This is a genomic window from Citromicrobium bathyomarinum, assembly GCF_021021475.1.
GTDB lineage: Bacteria > Pseudomonadota > Alphaproteobacteria > Sphingomonadales > Sphingomonadaceae > Alteriqipengyuania > Alteriqipengyuania bathyomarina.
The window spans coordinates 793549-810538 of sequence record NZ_JAINWL010000001.1 but is presented as its reverse complement, the minus strand read 5'-3'; the positions used below and the strand labels follow the sequence as shown (position 1 = coordinate 810538).

The 16990-nt window shown below is 65.8% G+C and carries 17 protein-coding genes; 6 read left to right on the top strand and 11 right to left on the bottom strand.

Annotated features, from left to right (window positions below; genetic code table 11):
• Positions 1 to 3: 3 nt before the first annotated feature.
• From K7H93_RS04140 to K7H93_RS04115, 6 genes are read right to left on the bottom strand one after another with little or no spacing between them, the layout of a single operon-like run.
• A complete protein-coding gene (locus K7H93_RS04140) occupies positions 4 to 492 on the bottom strand; it encodes a hypothetical protein (protein ID WP_230782617.1) in 489 nt (162 codons plus the stop codon).
• Between the two features lie 7 nt (positions 493 to 499).
• Positions 500 to 1969 carry a F0F1 ATP synthase subunit beta gene (atpD, locus tag K7H93_RS04135; protein ID WP_010234273.1) on the bottom strand — a complete coding sequence of 490 codons (1470 nt, stop codon included), beginning with the start codon at positions 1967 to 1969 and terminating at the stop codon, positions 500 to 502.
• An 18-nt stretch (positions 1970 to 1987) separates the two neighbouring features.
• The gene (locus K7H93_RS04130) at positions 1988 to 2383 is read right to left on the bottom strand and encodes a hypothetical protein (protein WP_230782616.1); all 396 of its coding nucleotides are present in this window, start codon (positions 2381 to 2383) and stop codon (positions 1988 to 1990) included.
• On the bottom strand, positions 2383 to 3261 hold the full coding sequence (locus tag K7H93_RS04125) for a F0F1 ATP synthase subunit gamma (protein WP_230782615.1): 879 nt from the start codon (positions 3259 to 3261) through the stop codon (positions 2383 to 2385). Before K7H93_RS04125 ends, K7H93_RS04130 begins: the two co-directional genes overlap by 1 nt.
• A gap of 24 nt (positions 3262 to 3285) precedes the next feature.
• Positions 3286 to 4815 (bottom strand): F0F1 ATP synthase subunit alpha, encoded by a 1530-nt coding sequence (atpA, locus tag K7H93_RS04120; protein ID WP_197635467.1) that lies wholly within the window; start codon positions 4813 to 4815, stop codon positions 3286 to 3288.
• Positions 4816 to 4858: 43 nt separating this feature from the next.
• The gene (locus tag K7H93_RS04115; protein WP_010234281.1) at positions 4859 to 5413 is read right to left on the bottom strand and encodes a F0F1 ATP synthase subunit delta; all 555 of its coding nucleotides are present in this window, start codon (positions 5411 to 5413) and stop codon (positions 4859 to 4861) included.
• Positions 5414 to 5656: 243 nt separating this feature from the next.
• Between K7H93_RS04115 and K7H93_RS04110 the strand changes: the two genes are divergently transcribed.
• On the top strand, positions 5657 to 6490 hold the full coding sequence (locus K7H93_RS04110; protein WP_226661110.1) for a TauD/TfdA dioxygenase family protein: 834 nt from the start codon (positions 5657 to 5659) through the stop codon (positions 6488 to 6490).
• Here K7H93_RS04110 and K7H93_RS04105 read toward each other — a convergent pair.
• Positions 6487 to 8145: a trypsin-like peptidase domain-containing protein gene (locus K7H93_RS04105; protein ID WP_230782614.1), complete on the bottom strand. Its 1659-nt coding sequence runs from the start codon at positions 8143 to 8145 to the stop codon at positions 6487 to 6489. The two genes, K7H93_RS04110 and K7H93_RS04105, sit on opposite strands and share 4 nt — an antisense overlap.
• A gap of 80 nt (positions 8146 to 8225) precedes the next feature.
• Between K7H93_RS04105 and ada the strand changes: the two genes are divergently transcribed.
• The 4 genes from ada (at position 8226) to K7H93_RS04085 (ending at position 11946) form a co-directional block, all read left to right on the top strand.
• The gene (gene ada / locus K7H93_RS04100) at positions 8226 to 9269 is read left to right on the top strand and encodes a bifunctional DNA-binding transcriptional regulator/O6-methylguanine-DNA methyltransferase Ada (RefSeq protein ID WP_230782613.1); all 1044 of its coding nucleotides are present in this window, start codon (positions 8226 to 8228) and stop codon (positions 9267 to 9269) included.
• A 57-nt stretch (positions 9270 to 9326) separates the two neighbouring features.
• Positions 9327 to 9725: a hypothetical protein gene (locus K7H93_RS04095; protein ID WP_230782612.1), complete on the top strand. Its 399-nt coding sequence runs from the start codon at positions 9327 to 9329 to the stop codon at positions 9723 to 9725.
• A 66-nt stretch (positions 9726 to 9791) separates the two neighbouring features.
• Complete coding sequence (locus K7H93_RS04090) at positions 9792 to 10877, top strand: transporter (protein WP_230782611.1); 1086 nt, start codon at positions 9792 to 9794, stop codon at positions 10875 to 10877.
• A gap of 85 nt (positions 10878 to 10962) precedes the next feature.
• The gene (locus K7H93_RS04085) at positions 10963 to 11946 is read left to right on the top strand and encodes a hypothetical protein (RefSeq protein WP_230782610.1); all 984 of its coding nucleotides are present in this window, start codon (positions 10963 to 10965) and stop codon (positions 11944 to 11946) included.
• On the opposite strand, the gene K7H93_RS04080 is transcribed toward K7H93_RS04085, so the two are convergent.
• The gene (locus tag K7H93_RS04080; protein WP_230782609.1) at positions 11943 to 12548 is read right to left on the bottom strand and encodes a TetR/AcrR family transcriptional regulator; all 606 of its coding nucleotides are present in this window, start codon (positions 12546 to 12548) and stop codon (positions 11943 to 11945) included. The two genes, K7H93_RS04085 and K7H93_RS04080, sit on opposite strands and share 4 nt — an antisense overlap.
• Before the next feature lie 70 nt (positions 12549 to 12618).
• A complete protein-coding gene (locus K7H93_RS04075) occupies positions 12619 to 13998 on the bottom strand; it encodes an NAD-dependent succinate-semialdehyde dehydrogenase (protein WP_230782608.1) in 1380 nt (459 codons plus the stop codon).
• 128 nt (positions 13999 to 14126) lie between these two features.
• Between K7H93_RS04075 and K7H93_RS04070 the strand changes: the two genes are divergently transcribed.
• Positions 14127 to 14882, top strand: coding sequence for a siderophore-interacting protein (locus tag K7H93_RS04070; RefSeq protein ID WP_230782607.1), 756 nt, complete (start codon positions 14127 to 14129; stop codon positions 14880 to 14882).
• Between the two features lie 8 nt (positions 14883 to 14890).
• Here the strand turns inward: K7H93_RS04070 and K7H93_RS04065 are convergent, their stop codons facing one another.
• Entirely contained in the window at positions 14891 to 15364 is a 474-nt protein-coding gene (locus K7H93_RS04065; protein ID WP_230782606.1) for a carboxymuconolactone decarboxylase family protein, read from the bottom strand.
• On the bottom strand, positions 15361 to 16935 hold the full coding sequence (locus K7H93_RS04060) for a cryptochrome/photolyase family protein (protein WP_230782605.1): 1575 nt from the start codon (positions 16933 to 16935) through the stop codon (positions 15361 to 15363). The genes K7H93_RS04065 and K7H93_RS04060 overlap by 4 nt, the downstream gene beginning before the upstream one ends.
• Positions 16936 to 16990 lie beyond the last annotated feature (55 nt).

Genomic DNA, 16990 nt, shown 5'->3' with positions numbered 1-16990 from the left:
TCTTCAGGTCTCCGTGTCGGGCCGCAGGGTTGCCGCGGCCTGTGATGTGCTGTCGAGCCGCAGCCCGATGATAATCGCTATTCCGCCGCCGATCATATAACCGATGAAGCTCAGGATGTCGGGCCAGATCATCCGGTAGACGACCATCTGCCACGCGGCCAGCGGCATTGCGGCGATGGCGATCGCGCTGATCACGAACAGCGGCAGCATGATCGGCGCGCGCTTTCCGCGCAGCCACTGGACCATGCAGCCGAAATTGATCGCGACGAACGGGAAAGCGAAGGCATAGAGCCAGACCGGTTGTGCGGGCTGGTCGAACACCATCCGCGCCGCGATCTGGAACATTTCGTCGAAATCCTGCCAGTTGTCGCGCCGCCAGCGGTGAATGTCGAAGGCGGAGATCAGCAGGAAGTCCGCAATGCCGAGCTGCAACAGCCGGCGGAGCAGCAGGTCGACGCCGGTCGGCGCACTCACCTGCTGCCCATCAGCCATGGCCCGCTTACGCGTCCTCGGCCATCTTCTTGGCCTTTTCGACCGCCTGATCGATCCCGCCGACCATGTAGAAGGCGGCTTCGGGCAGGTGGTCGTATTCGCCGTCGACCACCGCCTTGAAGCTCTTCACGGTGTCTTCGAGCTGCACGAACTGGCCCGGGATGTTGGTGAACACCTCGGCGACGTGGAACGGCTGGCTGAGGAAGCGCTGGATCTTGCGCGCGCGGGCGACGGTCAGCTTATCTTCTTCCGAAAGCTCGTCCATGCCCAGAATCGCGATGATGTCCTGCAGCGACTTGTACTTCTGCAGCGTTTCCTGAACCTTGCGAGCGGTCTCGTAGTGCTCTTCGCCCACGACGCGCGGTTCGAGAACGCGGCTGGTGGAGTCGAGCGGGTCGACCGCCGGGTAGATGCCCAGCTCCGAAATCGCGCGGTTCAGCGTGGTCGTCGCGTCAAGGTGGGCGAACGAGGTGGCCGGCGCAGGGTCGGTAAGGTCATCGGCCGGCACGTAGATGGCCTGGACCGAGGTGATCGAGCCCTTGTTGGTCGAGGTGATGCGTTCCTGCAGGTTGCCCATGTCGGTGGCGAGAGTGGGCTGGTAGCCCACTGCCGACGGGATACGGCCGAGCAGTGCGGACACTTCCGAACCGGCCTGCGTGAAGCGGAAGATGTTGTCGACGAAGAACAGCACGTCCTGGCCTTCTTCATCGCGGAAATATTCTGCCATGGTCAGGCCCGACAGCGCCACGCGGGCACGCGCACCGGGAGGCTCGTTCATCTGGCCGAAGACGAGCGCAACCTTCGAACCTTCGCTGGTCGCGTTGCCCTCGGCATCCTTGGCGATGACGCCCGCGTCGAGGAATTCGTGGTACAGGTCGTTACCTTCGCGAGTACGTTCACCCACGCCCGCGAACACGGACACGCCGCCGTGGCCCTTCGCGATGTTGTTGATCAGTTCCTGGATCAGCACGGTCTTGCCGACGCCCGCGCCGCCGAACAGGCCGATCTTGCCGCCCTTCGCGTAAGGGGCGAGCAGGTCGATGACCTTGATGCCGGTGACCAGAATGCTCGATTCGGTCGACTGGTCGACGAATTCCGGAGCTTCGGCGTGGATCGGGGCGGTCTTTTCAGCGCCGATGGGGCCACGCTCGTCGATCGCTTCGCCGATCACGTTCATGATCCGGCCCAGCGTCTTGGGGCCGACCGGCACGGAGATCTGTGCGCCGGTGTTGGTGACTTCCTGCCCGCGGGTCAGGCCGTCGGTGCCGTCCATCGCGATGGTCCTCACGGTGTTTTCACCCAGGTGCTGCGCGACTTCGAGAACCAGCGTCGAATCGCCGTTCTTGGTTTCCAGCGCGGTCAGGATCGCGGGCAGTTCGCCTTCGAAGTGCACGTCGACGACGGCACCGATCACCTGCGCGATCGTGCCGTTACCGGTAAGGTTGGGCTTGGTGGTGGTTTTTGCGGCGGTGGCCATTGTGTTTATCCTAGCGGTTTACAGCTGCTGGCAGTCTTCGGGAATATCGATGAGGACATAGCTCGCGCCATCGGCGGCGATCATGGCCTCGCGTTCGGTTTCGGGCGTGTCGCCGTCGAGCGAATAGGTACAGGTGAATTCCGTGCCTTCGCCGGTCGCCTCGCACTGCGCGTCCAGAACCTTGCGATCCTTGGCGCACTGCTGCAGCGCGACCTGCACCTCGGCGAGCGAGGGCACGTTTTCGTCCGCTTCCAGCTCGGCGGTGGCGCCGACCGGTTCGGGCGCGGCGGGGCTCTGCTCGACCACCGGCGCGGCCTCGATGTCGGCCGTATCGGTGGTGGCGTCATCATCCACCGGCTCGGCGCAGGCGGCGAGCGCGAAGAGCGATGCGAGGATGATGGAGCGGCCCAGCATTACAGTGCCTCCGCCCCTGCGATGATTTCGATCAGCTCGGTGGTGATCGCAGCCTGACGCTGGCGGTTGTACTCGATGTTGAGGTTCTTGATCAGGTCGCCCGCGTTGCGCGTCGCGTTGTCCATCGCGGTCATCGAGGCACCCTGTTCGGACGCCTCGCGTTCGAGCAGCGCGGCGAACAGCTGCGTGCGGACATAGCGCGGCAGCAGGGCTTCGAGGATTTCCTCTTCGCCCGGCTCGTATTCGACCACGGCATCCGCCTTGGGCACGTCGCCCGCTTCGGGTGCGGGGACCGGGATCAGCTGCTGCACGGTCGGGTTCTGCGCGAGCGCGGACTTGAAGACCGGATAGACCAGGTGCGCGACGTCGAACGCGCCTGCCTCGAACATTTCGAGCAGCTCGTTGGCGATCGCTTCCGCCTCGTTGAAGCCGGGGGTGCGCACGTCGGAGGTGTCGAAGTGCTTGGCGATCGCGCTGGCATTGGCCCGCTTGATCGGGGCGCGCCCCTTCCTGCCGACGAGATAGAATTCGACCGTCTTGCCAGCTTCACGGAGCGCGGCGGCCTTGCGCAGCGCCTCCTTGACGATGTTGGCGTTGAGACCGCCGCACAGGCCCTTGTCGGTGTTGACCACCACCAGCAGGTGGCGCTGGTCGCTCCCCGTGCCGGTCAGCAGCTTGGGGGCCGAGGCAGTATCGCCCACCTTGGCTGCCAGGCTGGCCATGACGGCGTTCAGCCGCTCCGCGTAGGGGCGTGCCTCTTCGGCAGCCTCCTGCGCACGGCGCAGCTTCGCTGCCGCGACCATCTGCTTGGCCTTGGTGATCTTCTGCGTCGACCTGACCGACTTGATCCGGCCCTTGAGTTCTTTGAGGTTAGCCATCGTGGCTCCCTATCTCGCTGGGCTTCAGGCGAACTGCTTGGCGAACGCGTCGAGCGCGGCCACCGTGCGGTCCTTGATCTCGCCTTCGAACTTCTTGGTTTCGCGGATGTCCTTCAGGATGTCCGCATGTTCGTGGCGCATGAAGCTGAGCATCTGCGTTTCGTATTCGGTCACCCGGTCGGTCGCGACGGAGTCGAGATAGCCGTTGGTGCCCGCGAAGATCGAGAGGACCTGCTCTTCCATCGGCATCGGCGAGAACTGCGGCTGCTTGAGCAGCTCGGTCAGGCGCGCACCGCGGTTAAGCAGCTTCTGCGTGGAGGCGTCGAGGTCCGAACCGAACTGCGCGAAGGCCGCCATTTCGCGGTACTGCGCCAGCTCCAGCTTGATCGAGCCCGCGACCTTCTTCATCGCCTTGGTCTGTGCGGCACCGCCCACGCGGCTGACCGACAGGCCGACGTTGATCGCCGGGCGGATGCCCTGGAAGAACAGGTCGGTTTCGAGGAATATCTGGCCGTCGGTGATCGAGATCACGTTGGTCGGGATGTAGGCCGACACATCGCCGGCCTGCGTTTCGATGATCGGCAGCGCGGTCAGCGAACCGCCGCCCATCGCATCGCTCATCTTCGCCGCACGCTCAAGCAGGCGGCTATGGAGGTAGAACACGTCGCCCGGATAGGCTTCGCGGCCCGGAGGACGGCGCAGCAGCAGCGACATCTGGCGGTAGGCGACGGCCTGCTTGGAAAGGTCGTCGTACACGATCACGGCATGCATGCCGTTGTCGCGGAAGAATTCGCCCATCGCGGCGCCGGTATAGGGCGCGAGATACTGCAGCGGAGCGGGCTCCGACGCGGTCGCGGCGACAACGATGGTGTATTCCATCGCGCCGTTTTCTTCGAGCTGCTTGACGATCTGCGCGACGGTCGAGCGCTTCTGGCCGACCGCGACGTAGATGCAGTACAGCTTCTCGTTCTCGTCATCGCCCTTGTGCGCATCGCGCTGGTTGATGAAGGTGTCGATCGCGACGGCGGACTTGCCGGTCTGACGGTCGCCGATGATCAGCTCGCGCTGGCCGCGGCCGACGGGGACGAGCGCGTCGATCGCCTTGAGGCCCGACTGCACCGGCTCGTGCACGCCCTGGCGCGGGATGATGCCCGGGGCCTTCTGTTCAACGAGGCGACGCTCGGTCGTGGCGATCGGGCCCTTGCCGTCGATCGGGTTGCCCAGCGCGTCGACCACGCGGCCCAGCAGGGCCTTGCCCACGGGCACGTCGACGATAGTTTCGGTCCGGCGAACGGTGTCGCCTTCCTTGATGTTGGTGTCCGAGCCGAAGATCACGACGCCGACATTGTCGGCTTCGAGGTTCAGGGCCATGCCCTTCACGCCGCCGTTGAACTCGACCATTTCGCCGGCCTGGACCTTGTCCAGCCCGTGGATGCGGGCGATCCCGTCACCGACGGAAAGCACGGTGCCGACTTCGCTTTCCTGCGCTTGCGAATCGAAGTTTGCGATCTGGTCCTTGATGACCTTGCTGATTTCAGCGGCGCGAATATCCATTGCCTGAGCCTTTCATCGACAGCCCTCCCGAAGGAGGTCGCTGTCAGCCTTTCATTGCCTGCGTAAGCGCGTTGAGACGGGTGCGGATCGATCCGTCGATCCGCTTGGAGCCGATGGTGACGATGAGGCCACCGAGCATATCGGGGTCGACGCTGCTGGTCAGCTTGACCGTGCGGCCTTCGCGCGCGGTCAGCTTTGCCTTCAGCGTGGAGAGCTGGTCTTCGGTCAGCGGGTGCGCGCTGATCACGTCCGCGCTCACTTCGCCGCGCTGGGCGGCGGCGATGTCGCGGAAGGCGCGAATCATGCGCGGAAGTTCGGCCAGCCGGCGATTCTCCGCCAGCACGCCGAGGAAGCGGCGCGTCAGCGTGTTGAGCTCGAGCAACTTCGCGACCTGTTCGATCGCGCCTGCCTTGGCGGTGCGGCCGAGCTGGGGGTTGGTGATCAGCGAAGCGAGCTCCGACGATTCCGCCAGTGCGGCGGAAAGCGTCTCGAGATCGGATTCGACCGCGCTCACCACGCCATCTTCGGCAGCGAGCTCGAACAGCGCGACTGCGTAACGCCCTGCAAGGCTAGCCTGAATACCGGCGGAAATCTCCACGCCTGGGGGTCCTCTTCGGGTCCGGAAAGAAACGAGTGTGTAGCCTGCCTTAGCGGGGCGCGTCCAATGGATAGGGTTGGGCACCCCGGCGAAGCTGGCGCGCGCCTAGCATTGGGGTTTGAGAAGCGCAAGCCGAGGGCGAGTGGATTCGTTTGCGCAAAGGTGTGCGGCAGGCGTAGGCTGGCTCGCGCGACCCCGTACAAAAAGACTTGGGCGCGGGAGAGATGGCATCGGGAGGTGATAATGCAGATGACGGCGCTGGCTCCGCATTGCGGGGTGGAAGTGAGCGGAGTGCAACTGGCCGAGGCGACCGGTGACGCCGCGTTGCTGGACGAGATTCGCACTGCCGTGTGGGAACATGGCGTGGCTGTGTTTCGCGATCAGGATTTCGGGCCGCAGGAACACATCGCCTTCGCGCGGGCGTGGGGCGGGATCGACATCAACAATTACTTCCCGCTGACCGATGCCTTTCCGGAAATCGCAGTGGTCGGCAAGCGCGCGGACCAAACGACCAATATCGGCGGCGGCTGGCATACCGACCATTCCTACGACCAGATCCCGGCGATGGGCTCCATCCTGGTCGCGCGCGAGCTGCCCCCCACTGGCGGCGACACGCTGTTCGCGCATATGGGCGCGGCCTACGACGCGCTATCCGACGATCTGAAAGCCGAGATCGAGGGGCTGGAGGCATTCCACAGCGCCGACCACGTCTACAGCCCTGACGGCTATTACGCGCAGACCGACATGGCCGAATCGCTGCGCGGTCAGCAGATGACCACCGGCGCGAGGCACCCGGTGGCGATCCGTCACCCGCAGACGGGGCGCAAGCTGCTGTACGTCAACGCGGCCTTCACCACCCACATCGTCGGGCGCACGCGGGAAGAAAGCATGCCGCTGCTCCAGCGCCTGTTCGCCACCGCCCTTTCGGCAGACAACACCGCACGGGTGGAGTGGCAGCCGGGCTCGGTCGCGATCTGGGACAACCGGACCACCTGGCACATGGCGATGAACGACTATCAGGGCCATGCGCGCACGATGCACCGCATCACCCTGACCGGCGAGGCGCTGGCGGCCTAGTCTGCCGGCTGGCAGGAATAGACCAGCCGCTCGTTCGGCTGGCTGGGCAAGGCGGAGAGCACCGCCTCCTGCTGGCGGCCCAGCTGAGCCGCACCGTCCTGCGCCTCGCACGAAGGCGCTGCGTAGGAACCACGCGCCTCGCGCGCGGCGGCCATCGCGTTGCGCGACAGCAGGTAGCGGTCGGCGCGATAGGTCCGCGTCTGCGGATCGTACCGGGCGACGCTGACGACGTCTTCTTCATTGGGCACGAAGACGCGGGCCCACTGGCCGCTGGCGAAGCCGTATTGCGTGCGCCCGTTGACGCAGCCTTCCGCCGACCAGCGCAGATCGACCGAACGCTCGGCATCGCCGGTCACCCGGCTGCGCGAAGGCTCCAGCGTGCACACGAAATGGCCTGCGGTCGCTGCGGCCGAATCATTGGAGACCTGGTTGCTGCCCGCCTCCTCGCCCAGCGCGGCGGCGACCCGCCGGTCGATGGCATCGAGGCCGGGTCGCGTCAGATAGAGCGCCGCTGCGGTCAAGACGAGCACCGCCGCCACCGCGTAGCAGGCATAGGGCAGCCAGTGGGGCAGGGTGGTGCGCGCGTCGTCGTCCCACTCGGGATCGTCCTCAGCCTCGTCCTCGGTCACCGCCATCCCGGCGGCAAGCTCCTTCTCGCGCCGCTGGGCGAGCGCATAGCCGAGCACGCCGAGGCCGATCGCGGCGAGCAGGGCGAGCAGGGCCAGCGCGATGCGGTCTTCCCGCTCTTCCTGCACCGCCAGCGCAGCTTCGAGCTGGAGGCGCGAGCGCCGCTCGCTCGCCGCCTCGGAGCGGGCTTCCATCTGCGCGCGCGCCGCGTCGGCGGCGGCAGCGCGCCGTTCGCGCTCCGCCTCGTCGATCTCGGCCAGGCTGCGGCAGGGCAGGTCGTTGAGCTGGGCAGAGACCTTGTTGGCGCGCAGGAACGGGATCAGCTCGCGATTGGAGACCGCGAAGTAGAACTCGGCATCGGTCCCGTCGCTTTCCGCGCCGAAGGAATTGACCCCCAGCACCCGCCCGCAGGTATCGAGCAGCGGGCCGCCCGAATTGCCGCGCGCGATCGGTGCGGTGTGCAGGATGGTGTCGAACTGGCGGCTGGGCCGCTCGCCTGAGATGAAGCCGCGGCTTTTCACCGGCGGCTGCGAGCGGACGATATCCTCGATCGAAAGACCCTGCGCGCGGTCGACATTCATCGGATAGCCGACCGATGTCACCGCATCGCCGCTTGCCCCCGGCCGCCCGCCGACCAGCGTGAGCGGCGGCAGGCGCAGCGATCCTTCGATGGCGAGGAGGGCAAGATCGGTCCCCGGATCGACCGCGACCACGCGTGCAAAGGCGGAGGCATCGCCATCGGGCGGGACGATGCCGATCACCCGGTCCTCACCCAGCGTTCCGCCCGCCAGCGCCTCGCGCACGACGTGGGCATTGGTGACGATCCGCTGCGGAGAGACGGCAAAGCCGGTCCCGTGGCTGAGCGGATAGAGCGATTCCCCGCCCTGGCTGTCGGTCCCCTTGGCGAAGATCACGATCCGCACCACGCCGCGCGCGGCGGCATCGATATCCGCAGGCTCCGCATGAGCGGGCGCGGGCATCGCGAGCGGCGCGATCAACAGGGCGAGCAGGATCAGGATTCGCGTCATCGGCGCTCTTTTGACCGCGCGCGGGTTTGGCCGCAAGCTTCGGGATGCGGTGGCTGCGCATTGTGTATAGGCCTTTCACCATGACGACCCGACCCGCCCCCTGCGATGCCGACGACGATATGCGCTGGGCCGCCGTGATGCGGCGCGACCGGGCGTATGACGGGCAATTCGTCACCGGCGTGCTGTCGACGGGCATCTATTGTCGGCCCAGCTGCGCGGCGCGCCATCCTGCGCGATCCAACGTGCGCTTCTTCGTCGACGGAGCGCAGGCGCGTGCGGCTGGCCTGAGGCCCTGCAAGCGCTGCCTGCCCGACGACGTATCGCGAGACGAAGCGGCGGTGCGTGCCGCGATCGATTCGATCCGCAGCGGGGAGAGCGCGACGTTGAACGAACTGGGCGCGATCACCGGCTATTCGCCCACGCATTTCAGCCGCGTGTTCAAGCGCGCCACCGGCCTCTCGCCTGCCGCCTATGCGCGCGCGCTGAAGGAGGAACGCGCGCGAGACGCCTTGAGCGGAGCCGCGCGGGTGACCGATGCGATCTATGATGCGGGGTACGAAGCGCCGAGCCGCTTCTACGCCGCGATGGAAGGGAAACTGGGCATGAGCGCGAGCGCATGGAGGAATGGCGGGCGCGGCGTGACGATCCGCTGGGCGGTGGTCGAGACCACGCTGGGCGCAATGCTGGTCGCGGCGACCGACAAGGGCGTGTGCCGCCTCTCGTTCAACGAAGGAGAGGAAGATCTGCGCGCCCGCTTCCCGCAGGCGGAGCTGACCGAGGGGGGCGCTGAATTCTCTGCGCTGCTGGACCGGGTGATCGCTGCGGTCGAGCGTCCGGGGCGCGCGCAGGACATCCCGCTCGACGTCGCAGGCACCGCCTTTCAGGAAGCCTGCTGGAAGGCCTTGCGCGAAATTCCGCCGGGCGAAACGCGCAGCTATTCAGAGATCGCGGCGGCGGCGGGCAATCCCAAAGCGGTGCGTGCGGCGGGCAGCGCCAACGGGGCGAACAACGTTGCAGTGCTGATCCCGTGCCACCGGGTGATCCGCAGCGACGGCGCAATCGGAGGCTATGCCTATGGCACCGCGATCAAGAAAGAACTGCTGAAGCGGGAGCGCGAGGGCTAGGCCTGCTCTTCACGCAGGCTTGCGTGCCGCACGATTTGCACTAGGCGGCACCGCGTCGTGGTCGCGCTTCGTCTGATCCTTGCCGTTTTCGCCGTGCTTGGCGTGCTGTCTGCCCCCGCAGGCTATATGCCCGCGCGCGCCGATGATGGCGGCATCATTCTGATGATCTGCCCCAAGGTGAAAGCGCCCGATCCGTCGCCTGAGCATGCGATGCATGCCGAGATGGAGTCGATGGCTCACGGCAAGGATGCGGCGGGATCGGATCACGACGATCACGGCATGGCGAAGGATTCGCCGTGCGATTACGCAGTGGGCGCGGTTGCGGATGTGCCGACACTCGGCTTCGCGATCCTGCAACCGGACCTCCCCCAGCTCGACCAGATGCCGGTCGCGCATCCGCTGACCGGGATTTTCCCGCGCGGGCTGCCGCCATCCACGGGCCCGCCGCACGCCTGATTGGTCACGCGCCCGCCGCGCTCGCGGTGCGGCGACACGCATCCAGACAATCAGGACAATCGAACTATGAAATATGCTTCTTTGGGGGCGGGCGCGCTGTGCGCCGCGCTCCTCGCCTCGCCTGCCTATGCGGATGGCTCCTACGCCGACGATCATGCGCCGATCGGCGTGATGGGCGATCATGCCCACAGGAAGGGCGAGTTCATGCTCTCTTTCAGGACGATGCACATGGAGATGGACGGCAACCGGATCGGAACCGACGAGGTTTCGCCCGACACCATCGTCACCACCGTGCCCAACCGCTTCGCCGGCATGCCCGGCCAGCCACCGACCCTGCGGATCGTTCCCACCGCGATGCGCAGCGACATGTACATGCTGGGCGCGATGTATGCCCCGTCGGACGTAGTCACGCTGATGGTGATGGGCAATTACGTCGAGAAGGAGATGGACCTCACCACCTATATGGGCGGGATGGGCACCAATGTGCGCGGCACGTTCCAGACCAACCCCAAGGCGTTCGGCGATACCAAGATCGCCGCGCTGGTTCCGCTGCTTGGCCTGCCGCCGAAGGGTGCGATCGACACCGACGAGCTGACCCTGAAGGCCGGCGTCAGCCTGCCGACCGGATCGACCGACGAGACCGCGCAGATCCTCACCCCGATGGGCGACACGCCGACCATGCGCGTGCCCTATGCGATGCAGGCGGGGACCGGTACCTTCGATCTGGAGCCTGCGCTGACCTACAAGGGTCGTCGCGGCGCGATCGGCTTCGGTGCGCAGGCTGCGGCCTCGATCAAGCTCGACGAGAACAAGTGGGGCTATGCCTTCGGCGATAGTTACGAGGCGACCGCCTGGCTCAGCTACCGCCCTGCGCAGTGGATCAGCTTCTCGGGCCGCGTAAAGGCGCGCACGACGGGGCGCATTCAGGGAATCGATCCTGCGATCATGGGGCCTGTCCAGACCGCCAATCCCGATTTTCAGGGTGGCGACCGGGTCGATCTGATCGGCGGCGTCAACCTCGTCGCGCCGCACGGCGCGCTGGCGGGGCACCGGCTGGGGATCGAACTGGGCGTGCCGGTATACCAGAATCTCAACGGCCCGCAGATGGCGGGTGACTGGATGCTGACGGTCGGCTGGCAGAAAGCCTTCTGACAAGCAGCCACGATGCGGGCCGGGGCATGACGCCTCGGCCCGTTTTCGATTGCCGGTGCGGGGCCTCTCGCCCTATTGAACGGGCATGTCCGCCTTCGACACCGTGCTGTCGCGCAGAACCCTGGCGACACTCGCGCCGCCCTTCGCGGTCGTCGCCGCGTTATCGCTCGCCGCAAGCGGCTGGGCGGCGGCCAATCCCGGGCTTGCTGCCATCTTGCTGTGCTGGATCGTGGCGGATGCGCTCGCGCTGGGCACGATCGCGAAACACGAAGCGCGTCGGCCCGGTGCGAAAGCGCTGTTGGGAGCCTTCGCCCTTGCCAGTCTTGTGCTGCTGATCGGCCCCCGCGGGCCGGTGCGCGATGCCATCATGGGCGTGCCTGCCGTCCCGCTGGCGCTGGGGCTTACGATCTTCGCTTACCTCGGCTGGTCGGGGCGGAAGGCATGGCAAGTGCGGCGCGCGGGCGGCTCGATGGAGGACGCGCTGGCGCAGATCCTGCCGCGCCCGCTGGTCGCGCTGGCGCTGGCCGAAGCACGCGTGCTCCATCTTGCGCTGCTGAGCTGGCGCAAGCCCGCCGATGTGCCCGAAGGTGCCACCGGCTTTGCCTACCACCGCTATCTCGCGCCGATGCTCTGGGTGCTCCTGACCCTGCAGATGATCGAACTTTCGGTGGTCCACCTGCTGGTGATGCTGTGGAGCCGGACGGTCGCGTGGGTGCTGCTCGCGCTCAGCGTCTGGGGCGTGCTGTGGATCGTCGCCCTCTTGAAGAGCCTTAGGCTGCGTCCCGTTCTGCTGACGGACAAGGGCGTCCGGGTGCGCGCGGGGCTTCTGATCGATGTGCTGGTGCCATTCGACCGGATCGCCGCAGTGCGCGGGCCTTCGGATGCCGCCGAGGTGAAGGCGAAAACCACGCTCAACGCGGCGCTGCTCGCCTGGCCGGACATCGTGTTCGATCTGCACGAGCCCATGCGGGTGTCGGGTCCGCTGCGCCGGGAGCGGCTGGTCGACAAGGTGGCCTTCAAGCTCGATGACCCGGCTGCCTTCCACGAACAGCTCGGCAGGTTGCGCTAGCGTCTGAAGATCGCCTGTGCGGCAAGATCGACGCAGGCTGCCAGATCCTTTTGCGAGGGAATGTCGTTGCCGAACAGCAGCGGCGAATAGAGCGGGGAGTAGAGCAGGGCGAGCGCGGCGCGCGGCTCGACCCCATCGTGCAGCTGCCCGGCCTTGGCCGCCCACGCGATCCGCCTGCGCGCCCAGTCGCGGCGCGGGTCGAGCCAGCGCTTGCGCACCGCGCTGGCGACCGCCGGGCTGTCGCGCCCACCGGCGAGCATTGCCGCAAACGCGCGGCCCGTGGGCCCGCGAAGCTGGTCCGCCATCCCCAATATTTGCGCGCGGAAATCGGCCTCGGCAGAGCCGGTGTCTTGCAGGTCGAGCGTTTCGTCGACCGCGGAAAAGAACGCGTCGATCGCCAGATCGCTGCGCCCGTCCCACCAGCGGTAGATCGTGCTCTTGCCCGTACCCGCCTCGCGCGCGACACCTTCGATGGTCAGCTTTTGATAGCCGTCGCGCACCAGGATCGTCAGCGCCGCGATCAGGATCGCCTCGCGAGAGGCTTCGCTCCGCGGGCGACCGCGAGGCTTCGATTTCTCGGATGATTGAATCGCATCGGCCATGCGAAACGCTACCGTCTCGCATGGCCGATCACAAGCTCGGGTGCAGCACCCGAGTCAGGCTGATTCGCGCTTACTCCGCGCCGACGAAGATCGCCTTTGCGTTGGCGAATTCCTTCACCCCGAAGCCGCCGTGCTCGCGCCCGTAGCCGGAGTTCTTCACGCCGCCGAACGGCATCGAGGGATCGGCCAGGCCGAAGGTGTTGATGAACACCATCCCTGTGTCGAAGTGCTTGCTGGCAAGCTCGATCGCGCGGTCGACGTTCTTGGAGATGATCCCGCCCCCAAGGCCATAGCGGCTGTCGTTGGCGATCCGCATCGCATCCTCGTCGTCCTTCGCCTTGATCACGCTGGCGACGGGGCCGAACAGCTCGTCGTCATAGGCAGGCTGGCCGGGGGCGACATCGGTGAGAACGGTGGCGGGGTAGAAGGCGCCGGGGCCTTCGGGGATCGTGCCGCCGCAGGCGATCTTTGCGCCCTTCTCGACCGATTCGTCGACCTGCTCCTGCAGGGTCTTGCGCAGGTCTTCGCGGGCCATCGGGCCCATGTCGGTATCGTCCGCCAGCGGGTCGCCGGTCTTGATCGCCTCAAACTTCGCGACGTATTTCTCGACGAATTCGTCGTAGACCTTCTCGGTCACGATGAAGCGCTTGCCCGCGATGCAGGTCTGGCCGTTGTTGTAGAGGCGCGCGGTGGCGCAGATGCCCACCGCCTTGTCTATGTCGGCATCCTCCAGCACCATGTAGGCGTCGTTGGAGCCGAGCTCGAGCACGGTCTTCTTCAGTGCCTTGCCCGCTTCCTCCGCGATGTGCTGGCCCGCGCCGTCCGACCCGGTGAGCGTGATGCCACGCACCTTGTCGTAGGCGATCAGCTCGTCCGACGTATCATGGTCGACCACCAGCACGGTGAACAGGTTTTCCGGCAGGCCGCCCTTGGCGAAGATCTCCGCGATCTTGAGCCCGCTACCGGTGCAGTTGGCTGCGTGCTTCAGCAGCACGCCGTTGCCGGTCATCAGGTTGGCGATCGCGTAGCGGATCACCTGATAGGCGGGGAAGTTCCACGGCTGGATGCCGTAGACCACGCCGATGGGCGAATAGGTGACGATCCCGCGCCCGGCATTGTTCGGGTCGCGCGGCTCGTCGGCCAGTTCCTTGGGGCCGTTGGCGGCGGTGTAGTCGCAGATCGCGGCGCACAGCTCCACCTCGTCGCGGCTCGCGCTGATCAGCTTGCCGACTTCGGCGGTCATCAGCTGGGCGAGCTCTTCCTTGTTGTCGCGCAGCGCCTTGCCGAGGCCCTTGAGCACTTCGGCGCGCTCTTCGAGGCTGCGCAGCTTCCACTCGCTGAAGGCATCGTGGCAGGCATCGACCTTGGCGAAGGCTTCGTCCTTCGAGAGGTGCGTATAGCTGTCGATCTGCTCGCCGGTGGCGGGGTTGATGGTCGTAATCTGAGTCATTGGGGGTAATCTTTCGTTTGGGGGTACTCCTGTCCAAATCCTGCGGCAGGGGCTCGTTCCACAAGGTTGCAGATTCTGCGGCGATACGCGCATTGAAAATGCGAGGCGTTCGCATTAGGTGGCGGTGCATGAGCACCAGACCAGATCCCCGCGAACTCATCGTCCTGCGCCGCGACCGCATCACCCCCTCTCTCCAGCGCGTGACGCTCGGCGGGCCGGGCCTCGAAGGATTTCCCGCCGGTCAGCAGGGTGGCTATCTCAAGCTGTTCCTTGGCGAGGATGCGAGGGGCAAGCCGATCGTGCGGACCTACACGATCCGCGACCAGCGCGAGGACGAGCTGGATATCGACTTCGCGTTGCATGGCGACGATGCGGCTGGCCCGGCGACCAAATGGTCGCTCTCGGCGGAGCCCGGCGAGACGATCAAGGTCGGCGGCCCCGGCGCCGCAAAGCCGCTGCCCGAGGCACACGATTTTTACCTCATCGCGGGCGACATGACCGCGCTTCCCGCGATTTCCGTGAATCTGGTCGCGCTATCCAACGACGCACGCGGTGTCGCGGTGATCGAAATCCAGAACGATGCGGACCAGGTCGAGCTCGACAAGCCGGAGGGGATAGAGGTCCGCTGGCTGGTCAACCGCGAGCCGGGCAGCCAGCCCGCCCTGCTGTCGGACGAATTGCGCCGCATCGCGCTGCCGCAGGGCAAGCTTGCCGGATGGGCTGCGTGCGAATTTTCGGCCATGCGCAACCTGCGCGCGCTGCTGCGCGACGAGCTGGGCCTGCGCGGCGACTCGCTCTATATTTCCAGCTACTGGAAGGCCGGCCTGATCGAGGACGAGCACAAGCGCGTGAAGCGCGAGGATGCGGAGACGCAGACCGTCTAGCGCGGCAGCTAGCTCGTCCGCTGTGCGGGGACCGGCAGTCGAAAACCGATCGCGAGCCGGTTGAAGGCGTTCATCGTGGCGATGGCAATGCCAAGTTCCGCGCGTTCCTGATCCGAAAACTGCTGCTCGACCAGCGCGTAATCCGCGTCCGGCGCGCCGGTCTCCTCGATCCGCGTGAGGCTGTCGGCAAAGGCGAGCGCGGCACGCTCGCGCGCGTCGAAGGCATCGCCCGCTTCGCGCCATGCTGCGGTGAGCGCCATCTTCTCGTGCGCGACCCCCGCCTTAGCCAGCGCGCGCGTGTGCAACGCAATGCAATAGGCGCAGCCATTGATCTGGCTGACCCGCAGGAACACCAGCTCGATCAGTTCGTCCGGCAGGCTCGACTGCGTCACTGCCGAGTGCAGCGCGCCGAGCGCCTTGGCCTGCGCAGGTGCCGCCGCGTAATAATCGAGCCGCTGGTGGTTGGCGTTTTGCATGGTCATTGTTCTCGTGCCCATCCTTTGTCTGCAGGTTCCAGCCGATCGAGGAAGTCTTGCGCGGTTTCGAGATAGGCGGCCTGCTTATCCTCGCCCATCCGGTCCCAGTTGGAATAGATTCGCCCGATGCGGTGATTGCTCTCCAGCGTGTCGCGATGGCGGTCCATGAAATGCCAGTAGAGCGAATTGAAGGGGCAGGCGCCTTCGCCGGTCTTCTTGCTGACCGAATAGGCGCAGTCGGAGCAGTAGTTGCTCATTTTATTGATGTAATTTCCTGACGCTGCGTAGGGCTTGCTCGCGAGCTTGCCGCCATCGGCATAGAGCACCATCGCGGCGACATTGGGCAGCTCTACCCACTCGTAGGCGTCGGCATAGACCACCAGATACCAGTCCTGCACTTCGCGCGGGGAAATTCCTGCGATCAGACAGAAATTGCCCAGCACCATCAAGCGCTGGATATGATGCGCATGCGCATTGTCACGCGTAGAGCGGATGCAGTCGGCAAGGCAGCGCATGTCGGTCTCGCCGGTCCAGAAGAATTCCGGCAACCCGCGCTGGGCATTGAGCGCGTTTGCCTCTTGGAGGTGCGGCATTTGCAGCCAGTAAAAGCCGCGAATATATTCGCGCCAGCCGATGATCTGACGGATGAACCCCTCAACGCTGTTGAGCGGGGCTTTGCCCTCCTCGTACGCCTTCTCGGCACGGCGGCACAGATCGAGCGGATCGAGCAGGCCGAGGTTGATGCTGGTCGACAGCATGGAGTGGAACAGGTCGTCCTGCCCGTGGACCATCGCGTCCTGGTAGGGGCCGAAGCACTCGATCCGTTCGGCGAAGAAGGCGTCGGCGGCTTCTTCCGCCTGGTTGCGAGTGACCGGCCAGCCGAAGTTCTCGAGGCTGCCGAAATGGTCGCCGAACTTCTCTTCGACCAGATCGATGCATTCCCGTGTGATGTCGTCGGGCTCGAACAGCGGGCGTTGCGGCGCGGACAGCCCTTCTTTGGGCGGCTTGCGGTTTTCGCTGTCGTAGTTCCACTCGCCGCCCTCGGGCTTGCCATGGCCATGCATCAGCAACCCGGTTTTCCTGCGCATCTCGCGATAGAAGAATTCCATCCGCAAGCTGTCGCGATCCTCCGCCCATTCCCGAAATTCGGCCAGCGAACACACGAAGCGGTCGTCGGGCAGAATTTCGATGTCGCAACTAAACTTGTCTGGCCATTCCTCGATTGCCTGCTGCACGCGCCACTCGCCCGCCTCGACCACGTGGATTGCGCGCGGATCGTGGCGTTCCACCGCGCGGGCAATCTCGCCGGTAAAACTGCCCGCATTGTCCGTGTCGGTCAGTTCGACATAGTCGACGGTCCACCCCGCATCGCGCAGTTCGGCTGCGAAGTGGCGCATCGCGGAGAAGATCAGCACGATCTTCTGCTTGTGATGGCGCACATAGGTCGCCTCGTCCCACACCTCCATCATCAGGATGACGGTGTCGTCCTTCGTGCACCCTCGCAGCGAGGCGATGGTTCGGGTCAGCTGGTCGCCCAGGATGGGGACGAGAACGGGGCGTTCGGCGGGGGATGGCATCAACGGTCAATCGGCAGGGAGCCGCAGTGTTCCGATGGACCCCCCGCAGATGTGC